The organism is Pontibacter toksunensis (assembly GCF_042686245.1).
Classification (GTDB): Bacteria; Bacteroidota; Bacteroidia; order Cytophagales; family Hymenobacteraceae; genus Pontibacter; species Pontibacter toksunensis.
Genome location: NZ_JBHUOX010000005.1, coordinates 152,698 through 171,283 on the forward strand (window position 1 = coordinate 152,698; position 18,586 = coordinate 171,283).

The following is an 18,586-nucleotide window of genomic DNA, read 5'->3' on the forward strand; positions in this document are numbered from 1 at the left end:
AATAACAGATTTGATAATTACCAGCTTATATCTACAATTTCATCTTCAATAAGCTGTTCTCTTATCTTGGTAAACTCTTCAATGATAGGATCAACATCTTCTTTTTTCTCGAACCGCTTCGGTAAATGAGAAAGGGTCACCTTTTTTACTTTCTTGGTTCCTGGAGCAGGTTCCTCAGCTTTAGTGAGTTCTTCAATTTCTTTTTCAATTTCCTTAGTCAGGTTATTAAAGACGTATGCCTCATTGATTATCTCCCTAATACCTTTCGTTCCAGCTTTTTCTAGAATCAGAGACTTATCTAAACGAAGCGAGAATTCCTGTTTTTGTTCATCCTCTAAAAGCGCCCAATTAGGGGAAGACTTTATTCCCTTTATAGATAGCGCTATATTATCATTCTCATGCTCTCTGAATTTTTCGCAAGCCTCAGCAATGGTGTTATCTAACTCTGTAGCATAATCATTCAAATCAGCTGCTCTTTCAAAGAAGTTCTCTGATTGTATAACCTGATCAACTTTAACGAATAGTGGCTTAGACTTTTCTTTTAAATCACCAATTATTCCTTGGTTAGGCAAAGAGTCTATATCTGCTTTAGTATTTTGAACTTTCTTTATTACCGTTTCTATACCATTATCAAAAGCCTGTTGTACCTTTTTAGCCCAAACCAAGGCAACATAAAGTTCAGCATCATCTTTACCTAATCTAAATGTTGCATCAGAAGCATCACCTTTTAAAATTTCAGAAATCCCCTCCTGGATGCTTTCAGCTTTATCCTTACCTGGGAGTTTTAGATTTTCTAAAATATATCTAAGGTTACCATACTTCTTTTGAAACTCAGGAAAGTGCTTCATCACCACCTCACTTATTTTTTGCGGCAATGGCGGCACAGTTGTAAGTGTAAGTTCAGTTAGGTGTTTAGCCGCACAAAGCTTCTGAGCTTGGGTAGGCTGATCATCGCTATGAAGGGAAACGCCAATTTGATTAAATGCAGCTGCACTGGACAACTTTTCTATAGCAGACGGACCTTTTACCTTAACTGTATCTCCTGCAATTCTCAGCTTAACCACGGAAGCTAAGAACATTATTGTAACTAAATAGCGAGTAGTATCCTTATGCCATCCAAACGGTGCCTCACTAAAGTGTTGTAGTAGTTTACGACCATCAATTTGTAATTCACTTTGCAGATAATCTTCTATAGCTTGAAGAGCAGAAGCATTAACATCTATGCTCCCATCCCCTTTTACAAGATTGAATGGGTTCAAAGTGGCAGGTAGTAACCTTAAATCTTCAAACTGAAGCAGCTTTTGAGCAGTCGCTGAGTCAATAGACTGAGCCGCCAGATTATACTTATGATAAACTTCCTCCGCAGCAGCTTTTAACTGTTGATTGACAGCGTCTCTTAAATTGCTTGATAATGCCTTAGTAGGGGTTGATGCTCCTCTGAAGATGAATTCTCCTGCTTCTAATGACGAAGCTAACTTCCTTTTAACCTGTAATTTGTAGTTCTGGGCTTCCTGAAGCTGACTATTTAAGTACTCATTTATTTCTTTATCGTCATACCTGTTTTTAGTGCCGCCTATTTCCTCACAACGCACAATTTCTTCAACTGCTTTATCTAAATCTTCATCCAGAACGCCTAGGAAGTAAATTCTGCTTGTATTAAGCTTGTCGGTACTTTTCTGTTTTAGCTCCTCTAGCTCAGTTGTATATCTGGTCCTTTGAACAAAGTGAACTTCGAGTTGTATTTCTTCATTTTGCTCTATAAGCTTAGTAGTTCGTTCATCCAAAACCAACTGAACTCCAGACTTAACAGCTTTTGTATTGGCTATTCGAGCAGTAGGTAATGGCGTAAATATATCTTCAACTTGATCGTCATATACTCTTCGTGAAGCGGTTCCAAAGACCGTAATTTTTTGCTTTTCTTCTTCGATTCGGATAATTGCATCAGTCATGAATCGTAACTGACCATCAATCTCCTTCAAAGTTTGACCTTTAGTATTTTTAAGCTCGTTAACCTTCTCCTTAACTTTATCTAACTGTGAAGGTGCATCAACGGAAGGATGCATCATCACAGCCAGATTTTCTATAGACAGATGAAAATCATCTAATATTTGGAGTGTAGCAATTGATTTAGCAATTGTTGCCTCCTCAGAATTTTCATTGAAAACGTTGATTACTTTTTCAACGGAAGCCGCTACATGTGGATAAGACTTTCTGATATCCGATTTTAACACATTATAGATATGAGCAGTGTTTGCCAAGCGACCTACTTTCTCTTCAGCTAACATGTCTGCAGGCCCCTCAGTCAATACATCCTGAATAACACGTATTGCGGATCTTAAACCAATGCCGCCTGTCTTTTTTGCCAATCTGGCAAGAAGGTTTAGCAGCAGGTTAAAATGATGAGGTAAAAAAGGATATAAGTCTACAAAGCTTTTCTCATCTAAATCTGCCTTATAAACAGTTCGGTCAACATTTGTTAAGCGCGTGTTTAGGCGAAGCATTTCTCCATGTTTTGCATAGAATTGCTTCAGTTCTTGTGCTCCTGAAGACGACTTTCCTAAAAGACGCTGAGTAGTAATTTCCTTGATATCAGAGGCCTCTATGTCTATTTTGATAGGGAAGCGGTCATTCAGCTTATAAAGCTTTTCTGAGTTGAAACGTGCATTCGGATTATCCTCTGTTAATGTTTGCTGCCCTGTTGCCAATATCCATGCTTTGCCATTTCCAATATTTTTGAAATTTTGCATGGTTCCTTGCAGCTGCAGAATAAGGCCATTATCAGCTGAAACATACTGTCCCACTTCATCCAAAATGAAAAGCACACTATCTTTACCTGACTTCTTCTTGATCAGGGATAGCATATGCTTCACCTTCTCCTCGTCGTTTTCAATATCTTCAACTTTAGTAATATTGAACGACCTTGCATCTTTCCAAATATTTGGATAAAAGCGTGGAGCCAATTCCTGAGCAATACCTTTAGCGGTAAGTTTATCCTCAAATTTTAATTTATCCCAATCTTCTTCATTTTCAGTTTCTACTAACTTCTTGTACTCCTCCAGCCTTCCATCCATCTCGAGTTTTCTCTCTAAGAGAGAAATTTTTTCTTCTGTTGCATAACCAGCCCATTTCATTACTTCGTGATAAATAATGGTACCAACAGGAGCTAAGGTATACCCGCTGATTTGCTGTGTAGCCATATCAATTAAAAAAACCTCTGGATCATATCTCTGAACCAAGGTTTTTAATTGCTGGCTTATTGGAAGAGAGTTAATTCTATTAATTAGTCTATCCTGGAAAGAAGTACCATCTATTATAAAGTTCTTCTTTAAGCCTAACCCAAAGTATTTTGCAAATGAACTCTTACCTGAACCATAGAAACCAGATATCCAAACACCTACTTCGTTTGCTTGATCTTTATCTCCAGTTTGCATTCCTACATTCATCGCATCAAGAATATCTTCAAAATTCTGCTTTAACTTATTAGTTACAACATATTCTGAAACCTCTCTCTTGAGTGCTTCTGGCTTAGTGCTTCCAAAAGTAACTACCTTCTCTATACTCCTGTATATATCCTTTGAAGGATCAAACAATTCTTTGATTTTGCTCATGACAGATTAAAAGTGTTTTGATCTATAGTTACCATCTGGTGGATAATATCCTAAAAACTCCAAGCTGGACCCGCTAAGGCTACCAGGGTACAATATGATAAGTGGTATCTCTATTTCGTTGTAGATATTCTGCTCGATTGGACCAAACCTAGTAAAAGGATGCAAAGCTTCTATATCAGACAATATCAGTAGTGGTCTTTTCTGATGCTTACAGGTTTCCTGCTTCTCTAAAATAGACTTTTCAATGACTCTATTGCTTATGATCATTGATCCTAAATCATCTTTAAAGAAATCTATGATTTCATCATAACCTGATGATGCATCAGGCACAGGCCAACCTTTCCGTCTAGGATTGTTTCTAAAGAAATCATTAGTTACCTGAGCTATGGACAAAACAGAACACTCGAATTGATAGCCCTTTGCCAAGCTTAACCAATTTGGAAGCTTCCTCTTAACTTCTAAGGTTAAAGATGGCTCATACGTGAGATAACAAAGTTGCTTATCCCCAGCATGATGGCTTGTTGCTGGTTTATCTAAGGAATCTAGAATGGTTTTAAATTTATTATCAAGCAGCATCTATAAGTTCGTTCATATTTTGGTAATTCCAGGTAATTCTAACTATCTCACCAGAGCTTTGCAATATAAAATTGCCTTGAAAGGACAGTCTTTCAAGGTGTTTTAAAGTATCATGTCTGTTGTATCCAAACAGCTCCCATTCCTTAGCATTTAAAATTGCTTCATCGGAGAGGCCACTGAAATGTAATTGATGCACTAAATAATTAGCGACAAAGTCATATGGAAAGAATGGCAAAATCTTTCTTTGCCTGTTGATCAACTTAAAGTCGATCATGCTGGCATTGATATGTTCAGAAACCTTTCTTTTGGTTGAATCTGCCCATGCTTTCTCGATATTTCCATCTATAATGGCTTCATCTATAAATGCTTTAGCTGCATTTCCTGGTAATTCACTTGCTCCTTCTTTTATTAGCTTTTGATACACAAAGCGTATAAAATCGAATAAAATTAAATTAGCTCGGCAGGTGTAGATAAGAAATATTTGATTTAAGATGTCAAGGCTTACATGTTTCTCTCTTAGTAACTTTAAAGAAGTTACTGTATCTTCTCCTTGCTTCAAGTATCTTCTGAAGAAGGTATGATTCACAATGTCTTTGATTCTATTTGGGTGGTTTCTAACTAGGACGTTTGATTCTATAACCTTCTTTATCAGGTCAGCTTTTGGTATACCAGGCTCATAGATATCCAGCAATAAAAGAGTTTCCTGTATTAAACCTGTACCTTTTAACAAATCAGAGTTATAGACCCATTGTGTATTTATCATTAATTCAAATATGGAAATGTGCTGTAGTTGTTTTTAAATGCCTCATAATAATGACGTGCAAAGGTCTTAAGAATAGAGTCATCCCCTAGCTCAGTATTATGACCAACTAGAACTGGTCCTTTAATAGTCTCAGTAGAAATATCACCAGTAAGCCTTCTAAGCTCACTTAAGACCTCTTCCTGAGTTAGTGTACCATCGTTCGATATAAAGCTCCTTAATTCAGTGAAGATATTTTCTTCCATTTTTTGGGGTAAGCGAAACAAGTGGTATTTACCTGGACCAATGTGCTTGTCATGATTGACTTGGCATATCTGTGAAGCTAGATGCAATGTGGCAGATTTCTTTGTTTTCGGTAGAGCATACCCTAAAAACTCTTCCCCGTTTGCACTCAATATGTTCGTAGGCCACCAATTACTATATTCTCCAGAAAGGATAACTAGTTGTCGTAGTAGAATCCAGTTGTTGACATTATGTGTCATGTTTTAATTTTTTTTTAAATCAATTCCTATAAAAGTCATTTTATGATCTGACTTAGCAGTGCTTCATAAGAATCGAAGAATCACATTTTTTAGTGTTTGATAATGCAATCAATTAATTACCTATAAATCATATAGTTCTTAAAATATGCCCCTTACCTCCATGGCTTAAGCATCAACTAGGGTAAAATTCTTTTCAATTTAAACCAAAACACTGCACTGACCAAGTTTTATACACGATTAATAGCCAGTTTAAAATATTAAAAAAACTCCATTAAGATATTTCATAATCCAATTTTGTTTTTGCTATATTAAGCAGCTTTGATTTAAGAGAACGACTGAAAAATGGAACGAACGAGAAGGCTGAAACAGGTTTCTACAACACTTAATGTTGGTATATACACAATTGTAGATTTCTTAGCAGCCAAAGGTTTTCATGTAGAAAATAAACCAGTTACAAAAATTACTCAAGAACAATATGACCTCTTGGTAAAGGTATATGCTCCATCCTTGGCAAACAGAGATACTTTACATTCACCTTCGCTATCACATGATAAAAGTTCTGCTTTGGAGGGATTAACTGCATCAGGAAAGATTGAGCTTCCTCATACTAAGCGTTCATCAACAAAAAGCATTACTACCGAACGCCCCATACCTAAGAAAAGAGAAAGGATAGTACTACCCACTCCTGCTTCAGATAAAGATGCGCTGGATCAGAAAACCATTTGGGTTAAATATATCTTAGCACAGGAAAAAATTCTTGATCATCAGTCCTTACCTATTGCTGTTAAACCAGAGTATGAACTAAGTGCCTCTGGAAAACTAAAACTAGAGGTTAATCAGGATGTCTCAAAAAAAGCTTTCGCATCTGACATCAGAGAAGTGTTTAAGCTAAAAGAAGAGGAGTCTTCCTATGAATACGGGTACATTTTGCAATCTGTTGAGGTAACTAAAAACATACCAACTGAGAAGCTTGTTAATCACGGCAATAGCATGATTATTCCTCTGTTGTCTTGAATAGTAAAGAGCAGAGATGCTATAAAGTTGGTGACTAAAAATACGGTAGATATTTTTGAATAAACCTGAGTTTCAGGAGCTGAGTAAAATGCTTGATAATTGAATCATAATTTTATTTATATATCCTTACAATGTAATACTTTACTTTAAACAAGTTGTTCTTTTATTAATTTCCTTTTTTTCAACTTATCAATTTCCCTGCTGCATTAATATATAGCTTTTATGCTTGTTGAAAACATATTATTAACTAAAGAAGACATTTATAAAATTGTAAATGATGAACGAGGTAATTCTAAGTATATACACAAATATTTGATACAAGTGGGGGCTTATTATTCTTATAAAGGACTCTACAATAATAATGGCAAGATAGTATGTTATGATACAGCTAAAGCAGTTTCTTTCAACATATCAGATGGTGGTAATATACTTGGTATAGAAGCAAAAAAGACCTATTGGATACATCTTCATCAACAAACAACTACATTAAATAATGATACACAGACTAATTTTGAACTTCCATCCCTTACTCAAGAAGATTTAAAAGACATCTATCAATTAGCTAAAACTAAGGCTGATAAAAAAATAAAGCTTTTACAGGAAGCAGAGAAAATAAAAGAGCAAATTGAAAATCTAAAGATTGAAGAAGAACTTAACCTTATTATCAAAGGTGAAAAATTTGTACAATTTGTACAGGCACTAGGTAAGTATGCTTGTACAAAGGAATTGGCAGAAAACATCCATGTGCTAGATTTTGGGGAAAGAAGCATTTACTTAGATAAACAAAACTACACTTTGTCATTAGTTGATTATCCTGCTATAATAAATATCAACTGGTCTGACTATGAAAGAAAATATTCAGTTCCTGAAACATTTATTCTCCCTAAGTCTAATTCTTATCCTAATGTGATTAACCCATTAGTTACAAAGGCTTTTGGTTTAGCATTAGAAAGAATACAAACCCATTTAGAAAAATTATTTACTGCTTCTGAATTGAGCTTTAAAACCTATGGACTAAGATTAGATAACCTACCCCCAGATAATCATTACAGAAAGAAAATAGTAGTTGATACTCGCAATAACATAAACAAGACACTAGATGATGCTTATCTTAAGCAATGTGAGGTTCTGTTTGTTGAACATGGTAGTGATTATAAAAATTGGGATCTCGAGAAGGTCTTTGTTCTCAATAAAATTGTTGAAAAAAAAACAAGCACCTATAAAGTTGGGGATGATAACAGAGAAACAACTACTACTCATGACATCTACGATTTAATTTATTGTGGACAGATAATACGAGAAAGGACATTAAACCAGTTATTACCCTCTAACAAAATAGTAAAAGTGGATATGGATTACTATTATAGTGAACTTAAAAGCTCTTCTAAGAAAGTTCTCAGTTCTACTGTGGATAATCATTTCACTATGGTTGTTCGGAATTATATACAGAACAACTATAAGTAAATCTACCTTCACGCTTTAGAAACGCAACTGTTCCTTATGGTTAAATTTCTGATTAACGACCCATCACTCGAATCTCAGTGGAGGGCTATTATCCTGTTCGGAAAGAATACGGCAACCTACAAGTTCGCCTTTGCCAAGGCTTTGCTTGAACTGGTTGAGCAAGAAAGGACAAAGATTACGCTCACCGACCTCGCAGAGCCTTTTTCAAGGCATGTAGTAGACCACCTGAGAAAAAATGATAAACAGGGAAGCTCATCATCAAGTAAGTTCTTAGGCACTTGCAGGAGCTTTATAAACAGCCAAATCACAAAGGAACAACTACTGGTTCAAACAGAACGGCTCGGGTTTGTGAATGTGGTAGATGCATTCCAGATGGTAAACAGAGATGCTGTTCCTGACCCATTTTATCAGAAGAACTATACCAACGGTAAAAAAGAGATTGTAATTACTGATAACCTACTGAAACTGAAAGAGTCTTTCCAGTTTCATAACTTCGGACAGGAAACTGAATCCAGATGGAATCTGGTGGAGACAGCGTGGAACCTCAACATTAACCCAACTCTCCTGGAAGTGCAGTACGATGAAGGTAAAGAGCTGCTCTTCATTGAGAACAACACCATGCGCAGGGTTAACATCACTTCCGTTCGTGACTCACTCAATGGATACCAGAAAGGTAAGTGCTTCTACAGCTTTCAGGACATTTCTGTAAACAGCCTCTCCCCTAACATTTGTGATGTAGACCATTTCCTACCACATCTTAATAAACAAAATCATTTTCCAGCTAATATTAATGGTGTATGGAATCTGGTGTTGGCTGACAGTAGCGTAAATCGGAAGAAGAATGCAACAGTTCCTGACATAAAATACCTGAATCGTCTTTACAACAGGAATGAGTTTTTCATTGCAAGCAAGCATCCCTTATCGGAAACTATTGTTAATCAGACTGGCAATACACCTGAAAAACGCAGGGCATTTCTACAACACCACTACGACATTGCAAAGAACAATTCCATTCATACCTGGAAACCAGATATAGAGCTACCATCTACATTTTAGCTATGAGCGTTTTTCACGAAATACCAGAGGATAGAGTAATCTATAAAGACGAAATGTTCTTCATCATCAGGGATAAGTATCCTGTTTCTGATGGTCACTCGCTTATCATTTCTAATATGCTAAGGTCTGACTACTTTGACTTAACTGAAGATGAGAAACTCCATCTGGTAAAAGTTATTGAGAAATGTAAGAAGCTAATAGAGCAGGAATTTATACCAGATGGCTATAACATCGGAATGAACTGCGGTGAAGTAGCTGGACAAACCGTTATGCACTTCCACTGCCATCTTATACCACGATACAAGGGTGACATGGAAGACCCAAGAGGTGGTGTAAGGCATTGTGTGGCTGGTAAGGGCTATTATTGATTATATACTTATAATTTTAATAGTGATTATGTCTCTCCCAATTAGAGATAGAAGCAAGAGGATAAAGAACTAAGAGTACTGGATTCAGAGCAATGATTATTATAGGCTTTTACTAAACTACCACCACTATACATATTGAGTGGCGATCAATGGAAAAGAGAAAATCCTTTTTCTGATAGCATCTTTGGTGTAGGGTATATACCTCTACCATTTAAGTAGTTACTTAAAAATATTGAGAAGGGTATAACAGAGTTGTTAATGGCTTCTTCTAAATGATGATAGTTTAGATACTTCTTCTTTTTTTTTATCTGAACATGTTCAAAATATAGATCTAACAAATTATCTAACTTAACCTTATTGAATTTCAAATAATCTTGGTATAACAAAAAAGTGTCTATATCAATTATAGTTACGGGTTTAACTCCTTGTACACCAACACCTCGTCTTTTTAGTTCTAGTAATTCTTTTTGAAACCACTGGTTAACAATTACATTCAATCCTGCCAAATTATATTGCCGTTCATGCAGTATAATAATCGGATAAATTTTTAGCGATGATGATTTATAATTTATATCAAAGTTAAAGGATTTTTTCAGTACCCTCTCAATGTTGAATACGAGCTGTAGAACAGCTTTTTTCTCTACTTTGCCATTTGAGTCATCAAAATATAATTTTTTTTTAAATGCTGCTTCGATCTGTTGGTAATCATAAGAAACCTTAACCTCAGCCTGAACTAATATATCCTTCGATTCAAATAAGAATAAACTATTGCCATTCCTTAAATAGTAGTCTGGCTCAGCATTATAACCTAATCTGAGTATATCTTCACCATTGTACTTTTTATACCTTTTACTATAAATTGATTGTAATATACTGTACAGTATATATTTTTCAGAAAAATCATCTGTGTAAATTCTCCTGAAATCTTTTACCCTTTCAGACTTAGGTAAAGAACTGTTTAATTCATTTAGTTGAAAATACAACCCTTTGAAAAGCTTCTCAACAACAAACAAATCAAATATAATCTGATATACTCCATCATTAACTTTATAAAATGGAGCCGACCTAAGTTTTTTAAAATCAGTATCTTCTATAATTTGTGCTTCACTTACAATCAGTTTCTCAAACAATAGGCAATTCCTTGTATACTCTTCATCTTCTATCACTGTTAATTCAACACTACCCTCATTTTTTTTATTGATTGCAGAGATCATCATTGGAAGTATTTTCTTCAAATACTCTTTCCATGTTTCACATCCAAAATGCTCTAAGAAGTTAGCTAAAAGGTATTGAGTGTCTGAGCGTGATTCTAAAAATTCAAATAAAAAAATTGCTTTGATAAGTTGGGCAATAAAAATCTCATTTATGTTATAGTTCTCAATATCTGAGTAAACGTACGATTGAGATAAGCAAAGCGCAGCAAACTGCAACTCTGTGAGCTCTTTTGTAGAATTTCCTGCAATTGAATCAAAATCAGATAAGTGCTGATTAAACAGAAGATAAGCTTTAAATATATTGATTTCTGCTTCACTGTCAGTTTGTGTACGGTTTTCAGATATATGATCAAAACTGTACTCAAATAGTCTAAGACTACTGTGGTTATTTATGATAATTAACTCAGCGCCTGTATCTTGCTCAATATCTTTGAGTCTACTGTATAAGTCATTCGCAAAATCATTATTTTCCTGATTAAAAAACATGCTTAGTAAGTCAACATGATTTCTAAACTTTGAATTGCTTCTTGCCAAACCTAGAAAGAAAGTGGCAGCCTTAAGTAGTAGGTTTCTGGGGATACCTGTTAAATAAGCACCAATTGTGCTTGGTGCTTCTTCGAAAATATCTTTATATCCTACTGTTTGTTTTCTAACTAATGACATGTTTTAATAAATCTTCTCATAAAAGGTGAATGAAGCATTCCAATTACAATATCTGCAACATACGGTAACAGTCAATGCTAAGCTAAGTATAGTTTTAGGCGCAAAAAAAAAACATATATCAAAGCTTCAAGGCCAAATGATCAGAACAATAAAAGATAGTAAAGATTCTGTCTGAGATATAGAGGGCTACTATAACCTCTACTCTCCCATGCCAATCTAGCAGCTTCTACAGCTTCATTACAGCGATTGCTAACATTCTTCATGTTGCTTTGCTCTCGCATATAGCTGCTGAAAGTCGTTCTTATGAAGGTGGTAGAAGTGTATTTGCTGCGGATAAGGAAACCTCTCTTCATTCACTTCCAAAAAGGTTAAAAATCCATCATAATTATGTCTAAGCCAAGGCGACAAGCCTAACTTAGAAATTTTGTTTCTGTTGCAGTATCTTAGTATCTGCTCAAAGGTATGATCTTTAAGGATTTCGGCTCTGGGAGCCACGCTTTTTAGGTTTTGGGCCTCTCCTGGAGAACAGCGCACGAATAAGGCATCCAACTCATAGGCATCCCAAATGTTAGCTCTCTGAACGGCAATCTCTCTATTCCCACACTTGAATGAGACTGGCTCACCTGCTTGTTTCGTTACCTTCCAGACGCAGAACTCTTTGCCATATTTATGATAATCAGAGAACATTTTAGGGTCAATATAGCCAGAGTCTTTTTCACTTAACAACACCGCCTGCTGAGGTAGGTCCGACATCTTCTTCCACTTTCTCTGGCCGTAGTATTCAGGACAGGCGATATGCAGGTATTCATCCTTCAGAATAGGCAGAATGTTACTCAAACTCCAGTTACCGTGGATAGGATAGTGGCCACCACCTTCACTAAGTCCTTCGTTTATACATACAAAGGCATCAAACTTCGCATTAATCTGTTTGAATAAAGCTGTAGCTTGAACTGAATCAAGCCCTATACAAAGCACTTTTCCATGTACTGACAACACTTCCTTGAAGCATCTATCCACCAGCACTACATTCTCATAGGGAAGGTCAGAGTAGCCGTTTCTGATGCTTCTACCAGAGGCAAAATAGACTAGGTTTTTCCTATCCTTCAACCGTTCCTGTAATGCATGTTTGAAATTATCTGTAACACATTGAGGCGATTGAAGAACGGTTTGGGTCATTTAGAATGGGTTTAGTTGGAAGATGGGTATTAGGATTTTCTGGTACAAAGATAGTAATAAATATCTTAAAATCCTAATGTTTATAAACACTATAAGCTAATTATCAACAAATTGACACGATAACCATTCAAATACCTGTGATTCTCTCACCTGATTAAAAAAAAATTATGACTGGACGAGCGTTAGATACAAACGGGTTTCCTATCGGTGTTGAAGCCCTGTGCTGATAATATGAAAGCATATGGAATGTATTCCCTGTTGAACTCATCAATGAACAATATATCTGAGGTACTTAATACGCTTTAACAGACCTTGCATGAGAAACATCATATAGACTATGTGTCAGTGCGGGCTAAAATTTAATATCATCAACCAAGGCGTTGCGCACAATGGGCATATTCCAACTGAACATTCTGGAGAGATGTTTAAATTAGCTTTACAAGTTCAGCACTACCAGTTACACTTAGTATATTCATTAAAAATCCACATACCTATAAATGAAAAAGCCTACAATAAGATGTAGGCTTTTTCATTTATAGGTATGTGCTGCTTAGTAGATTCGAGGCGAAACACCAGTGCCTAAACATTGAGCACACTCACCACCACTTATTCTTCCAGTACCTTGACAAAATCTACATGGACTATCTTCATGATCTGATCTAAAATCATCTAAATATTTTGACTCTTTTTCACTTGATACTGTTCCACACATGTTACATGTACCGCTAACGTACCTTCCGACTGAGCATAATGAACATTTTTGACCATCCGTAAGATACGTCTGTCTGGTATTGTAAGATCTGCTTTCTTCATCTCTTATGTTATCATATAGTATATCCACATCTGCTATATCAACAACACTTTGATTAAGCAACTTGTTATTCAAATTATGAGCAAGACCATCATGATAGTTATACCAGATACCATCATAATATACTTTTTCATCATCTTTACCAAGATTATAAATGTTTATTTCACCTTTTAATAAAATTGTATCTTTCTCTAAATGATCACTATACCGTGCATAATGCTTATAATATGTAATACCTGTGTAGCGGGAGCGTGATGTTGTGAAAATAGGTGACACATCTTCGAATGGTGGTAGAGTAGCTTTGGTTTTATTTTTGAATGTCTCATAGACATCTCTGGCTATTGTGCGTAACGATTTTGATGGCAGCGGTTGAAAATAATTATTAACATCTATTTCATGCTTGAAGAGTACAACATCTGCATGATCTCGATTTATCATGTTTAAACCATAATCATAAAAACGAGATTCAAAATCATCATAACTATCTGATTCCTTATTGTTTATGTAAATAACTACCGCTGGTGAACCTGCGATATTACCTGCATCACCGAAATAACAGGAATAAATATCTCCTAATCCGATTTTTGCCATTGGAATAAAATCAAAAACTCTTTTTGATAATACCCATCCTTCTTTTGTTTTTTTATAAGCGGCTGCTCCTATATAACCCCTTTCATTTCTTAATTTTTCACAGTAATCTCCTTCGTTTCCATAACCCAATCCCATATTGAAGAAAATGACATGTGTGCTGTCTGTTTTATAAGATGCAACGGGTGAATAAAGTATGTGTGGAGGATTTTCACAATCTAACATAACTCCATTGATATCAGGCAATTCGGATTTGTATGAAGTAGTATCATAAAATCGTCCAGAATATCTTTCACGTAAGTCCTTCCAGCTACGTGGTTTCCATTCCCACACATCAAATCCGACAAATCCACCATCTGGATATGGTTCAGGGTGTACATATGCATCACTACTATTAGTAGCCATCTGCATAGCAATTGTATCATTCATTATGCTACTTGCGACTATTTCTATTTCAGCTTCATTTCTTTCTTCATTCAATGAAGAACATGAGCATAACGAAACAAGCAACACAATCACAACTGCATTACTCAAACAACAAAGTTTCTTTATCATAAACATTATTTTTATATATATTGTATTATCGATACAATATATATAAAAATAATGTTTCATTAATAGTATTCAAAACGAAAAAGGGAATGTGGTTTTCTTGAATGTGATTCAGAATGATTGATGATCAGAAAGGGGGTAAAAGATTAGTAGCAGATAGAGAAAACATGCTTGCCCGAGAAAAAGCTAAAATTGAAGCAAGAGAAGCAGCACGTGTGGCAAAGTTAAAAAAAATGCCAGTTATCAGTCCAGATTCAATAAGGTTCAACTATGATAGCTATATTCCAACGGCAAGCACATACAACCGATTTAAAAGCAATCGAATCAATCAATACAATAGCTACAACACTGACAAGAAGATAGAAGATGTCTACATCATTACATACTCCAACAAAGCAGCCAGTGAGAAAAGCAGTGACCTGAAAAGGCAGGAAAGTGCGTTGTTTCACGTTTAATTAAGCAGAGCAGTAATTGTGATAATTATAAGTTATAATCTAGCTACTACAACCAAAGATGTAAGCTTTAATCTTATTCCTGTTTCCTCCATGATTCCTTTGGTTGATGATGATCCATCAAAGAACATTTGAGCAGAAATACTTTTCGAAGAAAATCAACACGTACAGAGTGCTAAAGCAGCCTTTGCTCAACTAAGCAGAAAGTACAAGGTTGTTAACACTAATAACGAGTACGCTTAATCAAGATTTTACCTGATTACAACCTCCGAGAAGATGTAATTAGAAATCTGAAGCAACATATAGCTGCTGGCGTGACAGATAGATTCCTCCCATTTGAGTTGTTGAACGATGAGTATGGTAAATATGAAGAAGACTTACAGGAGTTCATACAGAAGCGATTAAAATAGCAGGGAGCAAAGAAGCTGTCCATCAGTTCCTGTATAAGCCAATAATTTAGTGAAGCCTTAACCTAAAAAGAAAAGGGATGGCAGCAAAAGTATCTCTTTTATTAGTACTGTTATTACAAAGATTGAAAATGACATAAATCTGGTGTGTATGTAACGGAGATAGTGCCATAGAACCAGATTCAGTTAGACCTGCTGGATACGGTGGATAGGGATAAGCATGCAAAACTTATGGGTGTCATAGATAACATGACTGACCGCTTCGGCAGAGGAAAGATAAGAGTTGCCACACAGGGTACAGATAACTCATGGCAGTTGAAGAGCGACTTCAAATCACCTTGCTATACCACCAGGCTCAGTGAGATACAAAATGTTTATGTGAAGTGATTAGCACAGCGGGAAAATCTTAAGATTATTTCATGCCTTCATCATAGATAGCTACCTATAATTTAATCTGAAAACAAAGCAATTAGAAATCCAATCGAGATCAAAAAGAATCCTGTTAACTTAAATATGCTCTCTTTTTGTGCAAAATTGAGATAACATAGGGCCAGTTTGAAAACAAATATTTCAATGAAGAAAGCTATGATTACCCTCAATAGTAAGAATGGAATATACAGAATAGGCAACATTAATATTAATAGCATTAAAAAAAGCCCTACTACTATCGAAGAATATAAGCCACTCAGTAATAGAGGCACAAACAGAATTACAAATATTGTTAAAGTTTTGAAAGTAATTCCATAAATACAAAACAGCATATATATACAAAAACATAAAAAAATAAAGGTGAATGGAAGCCCAACATTAAACACAAATCTTGAAAATCTTTTTTTATGTGGTCGTATAAGATTTCTTTTTTCTTGCCACTTTTCATATTCAATAGAATGAGCTTGTCTCCATTCCTCATATTCCTTTCTGAATCTTATCAAATCCCTATAAAAGAAATTAACTTGATATCGTTCTTTAGCTTTTTCTCTTATGTATAAAGCAAAGGGAATATTATTAATAAAGAAATTAAGATTAACATAGATTTTTAACAATTTAATGTCATTTCTTGTCTTCCTGATGAACTCTCGAATATTTATAAGGCTTTCTATATTATCTCGGTAAACTAAGATTTTTTCCCTTCCAATAATTTCAGCTACTATCGTAAAACCGCCAAGAAATTGAATAATCTGCCCAATTCTCCCAATCCACACAAACGAAAGCCCATAGAGACAGTAATCTGAGAGGGATTCACCTTCTGTCCACTTTTCAGCTGCACTAATAAAATCAAGGCTTTGACACATTTCACCTCTTTAAGCAATTCAACAATCTATCCTTAACTCTATTAACAGTAATTATATCAAGTTATTTTTGCCATACTTATTATACGTATCATTGTATTTACTATTCTGAACTTTTTAAATGAATAGCTATAACATGATTATCCATCTTTTATATTAATTGAATCAACACCGTAATGCAATGATGGTGAGTTGAAGAAAATGGAGAACAATCCATTTCCTTTCCGCTTACCGTAAATGTCCATTTATATCCAATTAATACGGCTACAGGTTATTCAAAATAGTATGTAAAGCACTCGCATCGGTAGCCACTGAATCTCTTAGACAATGCCTCATGTATTGCTCAGACACAATGAATGCAGTTGAGCAGCAGAAGCCAGAAGGTGTAGAACCACTGGTTAAGACTCATCGCTATTTAATATAAAAGCCAAGTGCTTTGCTAAAGAATTAGGTATGCTGAGTAAGACAGGACACCACAGGTAGAGGCGTGTCAGAAGGTAAACTATGCTGAGTGCTGCTCTTATGGGATGGACAATGGGAAAGATGTGGTGCTACAGCTACTGATAGACCATGGAGTGCCACTATTAGGTCACAGAAGGCTTTACCTTAAACCCAAGTATTCTTAGACACCCTATACCGATTTAGTTATTCCTCAACATTTGAAACTATAGTTTGCTTCAATTTCTCATTAACCTTTCTTAATAAATCCTCAGTAGAATTACGAACGTATTTTCGGAGCACATCATTAGACTTGGACCCTAACATCAGCAATATGTCTCGCTCAGACCAACTGTCTTGCCATAATCTTGTACAAAAGCCCCTCCTGCTCGAATGACTGGCTATCAATTCATGTTTTAGATGATAAGTTATAAATTCATCTTTTAATTTATAACGACAGATTGGTATTGGAATTTGGTTAATCTCATTTTTCTTAAAAAGTTCACCACAAATTGTTTTGATGTATTTGTTAAACTTAACAGAAGAAACCAAATTAAGACTGTAGTTATATTTCTTCAGAATTTCTTCTATTCTACTGTCAAGTTTCAGAGGTATCTGATAATTTCCCTTTGTTTTCTTGGTTTTACCTTGCAGAAAACCATTTTCTATTTTCCAGTAGCTACGCTTAATATCTGAGTATCTTAAACCAGTCAGATTACCAAAAACACAAAGGTCAATATACTTAACGAACGGGGCTTCAACCTCACTTCTATGATTCCACAGTAATTCAAGTTCTTCCGATGTAAGGTATATAATCTCGATTTCTTCTTTCAGAACTTTATATTTTTTGTATCCCTTGTTGATTACAGTTACCCCTTTATCATCTTCCAGCCACTGCAAAAACGCTTTCAGTCTTTTTACGTGATTGCCAAAATTATTATTAAAATACTTGTGTTCACTGTCGTACATCAGGTACTTTGCATAGGAGTCATAAAATTTATAGTCGAATATATCATATGTTAATGTAGTGTTTGTTTTCTCTGAAAACTCTAACAATACCTTTATCCAAACATTGATGTGTGCTTTTGCTGACTTACTCTTTGAATTGAAAGTATCTGGATATTCAGCCAGGTAATTTCTGAATTCCAACTCTTCCACACTTTCGTTCTTATAACCTTTTGCGCTGAGTTCTCTCTGCTTGACAAGTAATTCATTTATCTTCTCCTGGTATTCCTTAATCTGCTGTGGTATTTCTTCCGCCTCAAAGTGATTGTATAAATCAGGAATAACCCTGTTATAACGTTCCTGTTTCTTCTTTGCCTTAAGTTCAGCACTACGCTCAAGAAAACCTTTTTTAACCAGCGCAAATTCTGGTGTCCGAAGGCTTGCAGCTACCTTTTCAATAAGCTGTTGTGCTTCTCTGATAGCTGAATTAAGGGATTCTGCTTCTGGATATTTATTGTAAATTAATCCATTCTTAGAATCGAATTTGAATGCCTCAACTTTTTTATCAAGGCTAATGGCATTCGTTTTTCGGTCATGTGTATACCTGATATAAATACGTCCGACACCCTGTTTATCGGGCTTTTGTAGATATGCCTTAGTTGAATACATTTATCTTTGATTATTTACAAATCATAAATAGCTAAAACAAAGGTAAATAACATA

15 protein-coding genes are annotated in these 18,586 nt (G+C 35.3%); 6 read left to right on the forward strand and 9 right to left on the reverse strand.

Translation table 11 applies throughout. The annotated features are described in order from the left end of the window. Nucleotides 1–17: 17 nt before the first annotated feature. From brxC to ACFS7Z_RS08730, 4 genes are read right to left on the reverse strand one after another with little or no spacing between them, the layout of a single operon-like run. Nucleotides 18–3,608: a BREX system P-loop protein BrxC gene (brxC, locus tag ACFS7Z_RS08715; RefSeq protein WP_377483439.1), complete on the reverse strand. Its 3,591-nt coding sequence runs from the start codon at nucleotides 3,606–3,608 to the stop codon at nucleotides 18–20. A gap of 6 nt (nucleotides 3,609–3,614) precedes the next feature. Then, on the reverse strand, nucleotides 3,615–4,184 hold the full coding sequence (locus tag ACFS7Z_RS08720; RefSeq protein ID WP_377483441.1) for a BREX protein BrxB domain-containing protein: 570 nt from the start codon (nucleotides 4,182–4,184) through the stop codon (nucleotides 3,615–3,617). Next, a complete protein-coding gene (locus ACFS7Z_RS08725) occupies nucleotides 4,174–4,947 on the reverse strand; it encodes a BrxA family protein (RefSeq protein WP_377483443.1) in 774 nt (257 codons plus the stop codon). The genes ACFS7Z_RS08720 and ACFS7Z_RS08725 overlap by 11 nt, the downstream gene beginning before the upstream one ends. Further along, on the reverse strand, nucleotides 4,947–5,426 hold the full coding sequence (locus ACFS7Z_RS08730) for a BrxE family protein (RefSeq protein WP_377483445.1): 480 nt from the start codon (nucleotides 5,424–5,426) through the stop codon (nucleotides 4,947–4,949). The genes ACFS7Z_RS08725 and ACFS7Z_RS08730 overlap by 1 nt, the downstream gene beginning before the upstream one ends. Before the next feature lie 342 nt (nucleotides 5,427–5,768). On the opposite strand from ACFS7Z_RS08730, the gene ACFS7Z_RS08735 reads away from it, so the two are divergent. The 4 genes from ACFS7Z_RS08735 (at nucleotide 5,769) to ACFS7Z_RS08750 (ending at nucleotide 9,328) form a co-directional block, all read left to right on the forward strand. Then, nucleotides 5,769–6,440, forward strand: coding sequence for a hypothetical protein (locus tag ACFS7Z_RS08735; protein WP_377483447.1), 672 nt, complete (start codon nucleotides 5,769–5,771; stop codon nucleotides 6,438–6,440). A 222-nt stretch (nucleotides 6,441–6,662) separates the two neighbouring features. Beyond that, nucleotides 6,663–7,904 carry a hypothetical protein gene (locus tag ACFS7Z_RS08740; RefSeq protein ID WP_377483449.1) on the forward strand — a complete coding sequence of 414 codons (1,242 nt, stop codon included), beginning with the start codon at nucleotides 6,663–6,665 and terminating at the stop codon, nucleotides 7,902–7,904. A gap of 36 nt (nucleotides 7,905–7,940) precedes the next feature. Then, complete coding sequence (locus tag ACFS7Z_RS08745; protein ID WP_377483451.1) at nucleotides 7,941–8,960, forward strand: HNH endonuclease domain-containing protein; 1,020 nt, start codon at nucleotides 7,941–7,943, stop codon at nucleotides 8,958–8,960. Nucleotides 8,961–8,962: 2 nt separating this feature from the next. Beyond that, nucleotides 8,963–9,328 carry an HIT family protein gene (locus tag ACFS7Z_RS08750; RefSeq protein WP_377483453.1) on the forward strand — a complete coding sequence of 122 codons (366 nt, stop codon included), beginning with the start codon at nucleotides 8,963–8,965 and terminating at the stop codon, nucleotides 9,326–9,328. Between the two features lie 146 nt (nucleotides 9,329–9,474). Here ACFS7Z_RS08750 and ACFS7Z_RS08755 read toward each other — a convergent pair whose 3' ends face one another. From ACFS7Z_RS08755 to ACFS7Z_RS08765, 3 genes are all read right to left on the reverse strand, one after another. Beyond that, entirely contained in the window at nucleotides 9,475–11,205 is a 1,731-nt protein-coding gene (locus ACFS7Z_RS08755; RefSeq protein WP_377483455.1) for a hypothetical protein, read from the reverse strand. Between the two features lie 249 nt (nucleotides 11,206–11,454). Continuing rightward, nucleotides 11,455–12,381, reverse strand: a complete 927-nt coding sequence (locus ACFS7Z_RS08760) for a hypothetical protein (RefSeq protein ID WP_377483457.1) — start codon at nucleotides 12,379–12,381, stop codon at nucleotides 11,455–11,457. Nucleotides 12,382–12,931: 550 nt separating this feature from the next. Continuing rightward, the gene (locus ACFS7Z_RS08765; protein ID WP_377483459.1) at nucleotides 12,932–14,335 is read right to left on the reverse strand and encodes a hypothetical protein; all 1,404 of its coding nucleotides are present in this window, start codon (nucleotides 14,333–14,335) and stop codon (nucleotides 12,932–12,934) included. Between the two features lie 113 nt (nucleotides 14,336–14,448). On the opposite strand from ACFS7Z_RS08765, the gene ACFS7Z_RS08770 reads away from it, so the two are divergent. Further along, nucleotides 14,449–14,787 (forward strand): hypothetical protein, encoded by a 339-nt coding sequence (locus ACFS7Z_RS08770; RefSeq protein ID WP_377483462.1) that lies wholly within the window; start codon nucleotides 14,449–14,451, stop codon nucleotides 14,785–14,787. Nucleotides 14,788–15,422: 635 nt separating this feature from the next. After that, nucleotides 15,423–15,578, forward strand: a complete 156-nt coding sequence (locus ACFS7Z_RS08775; protein WP_377483464.1) for a DUF4113 domain-containing protein — start codon at nucleotides 15,423–15,425, stop codon at nucleotides 15,576–15,578. A 62-nt stretch (nucleotides 15,579–15,640) separates the two neighbouring features. Here ACFS7Z_RS08775 and ACFS7Z_RS08780 read toward each other — a convergent pair whose 3' ends face one another. Both ACFS7Z_RS08780 and ACFS7Z_RS08785 read right to left on the reverse strand, forming a co-directional pair. Further along, the gene (locus ACFS7Z_RS08780) at nucleotides 15,641–16,483 is read right to left on the reverse strand and encodes a hypothetical protein (protein WP_377483465.1); all 843 of its coding nucleotides are present in this window, start codon (nucleotides 16,481–16,483) and stop codon (nucleotides 15,641–15,643) included. A 642-nt stretch (nucleotides 16,484–17,125) separates the two neighbouring features. After that, entirely contained in the window at nucleotides 17,126–18,532 is a 1,407-nt protein-coding gene (locus ACFS7Z_RS08785) for a hypothetical protein (RefSeq protein ID WP_377483467.1), read from the reverse strand. Between the last annotated feature and the right edge of the window lie 54 nt (nucleotides 18,533–18,586).

What these genes read in the sequence shown, in the direction of transcription:
- ACFS7Z_RS08740 (WP_377483449.1), top strand. Translation starts at nt 6,663, where the DNA reads ATGCTTGTTGAAAACATATTATTAACTAAAGAAGACATTTATAAAATT.
- ACFS7Z_RS08745 (WP_377483451.1), top strand. Translation starts at nt 7,941, where the DNA reads ATGGTTAAATTTCTGATTAACGACCCATCACTCGAATCTCAGTGGAGG.
- ACFS7Z_RS08755 (WP_377483455.1), bottom strand. Translation starts at nt 11,205, where the DNA reads ATGTCATTAGTTAGAAAACAAACAGTAGGATATAAAGATATTTTCGAA.
- ACFS7Z_RS08735 (WP_377483447.1), top strand. Translation starts at nt 5,769, where the DNA reads ATGGAACGAACGAGAAGGCTGAAACAGGTTTCTACAACACTTAATGTT.
- ACFS7Z_RS08720 (WP_377483441.1), bottom strand. Translation starts at nt 4,184, where the DNA reads ATGCTGCTTGATAATAAATTTAAAACCATTCTAGATTCCTTAGATAAA.
- ACFS7Z_RS08785 (WP_377483467.1), bottom strand. Translation starts at nt 18,532, where the DNA reads ATGTATTCAACTAAGGCATATCTACAAAAGCCCGATAAACAGGGTGTC.
- ACFS7Z_RS08730 (WP_377483445.1), bottom strand. Translation starts at nt 5,426, where the DNA reads ATGACACATAATGTCAACAACTGGATTCTACTACGACAACTAGTTATC.
- ACFS7Z_RS08780 (WP_377483465.1), bottom strand. Translation starts at nt 16,483, where the DNA reads ATGTGTCAAAGCCTTGATTTTATTAGTGCAGCTGAAAAGTGGACAGAA.
- ACFS7Z_RS08775 (WP_377483464.1), top strand. Translation starts at nt 15,423, where the DNA reads ATGGGTGTCATAGATAACATGACTGACCGCTTCGGCAGAGGAAAGATA.
- ACFS7Z_RS08770 (WP_377483462.1), top strand. Translation starts at nt 14,449, where the DNA reads ATGATTGATGATCAGAAAGGGGGTAAAAGATTAGTAGCAGATAGAGAA.
- ACFS7Z_RS08765 (WP_377483459.1), bottom strand. Translation starts at nt 14,335, where the DNA reads ATGATAAAGAAACTTTGTTGTTTGAGTAATGCAGTTGTGATTGTGTTG.
- ACFS7Z_RS08725 (WP_377483443.1), bottom strand. Translation starts at nt 4,947, where the DNA reads ATGATAAATACACAATGGGTCTATAACTCTGATTTGTTAAAAGGTACA.
- ACFS7Z_RS08750 (WP_377483453.1), top strand. Translation starts at nt 8,963, where the DNA reads ATGAGCGTTTTTCACGAAATACCAGAGGATAGAGTAATCTATAAAGAC.
- brxC (WP_377483439.1), bottom strand. Translation starts at nt 3,608, where the DNA reads ATGAGCAAAATCAAAGAATTGTTTGATCCTTCAAAGGATATATACAGG.
- ACFS7Z_RS08760 (WP_377483457.1), bottom strand. Translation starts at nt 12,381, where the DNA reads ATGACCCAAACCGTTCTTCAATCGCCTCAATGTGTTACAGATAATTTC.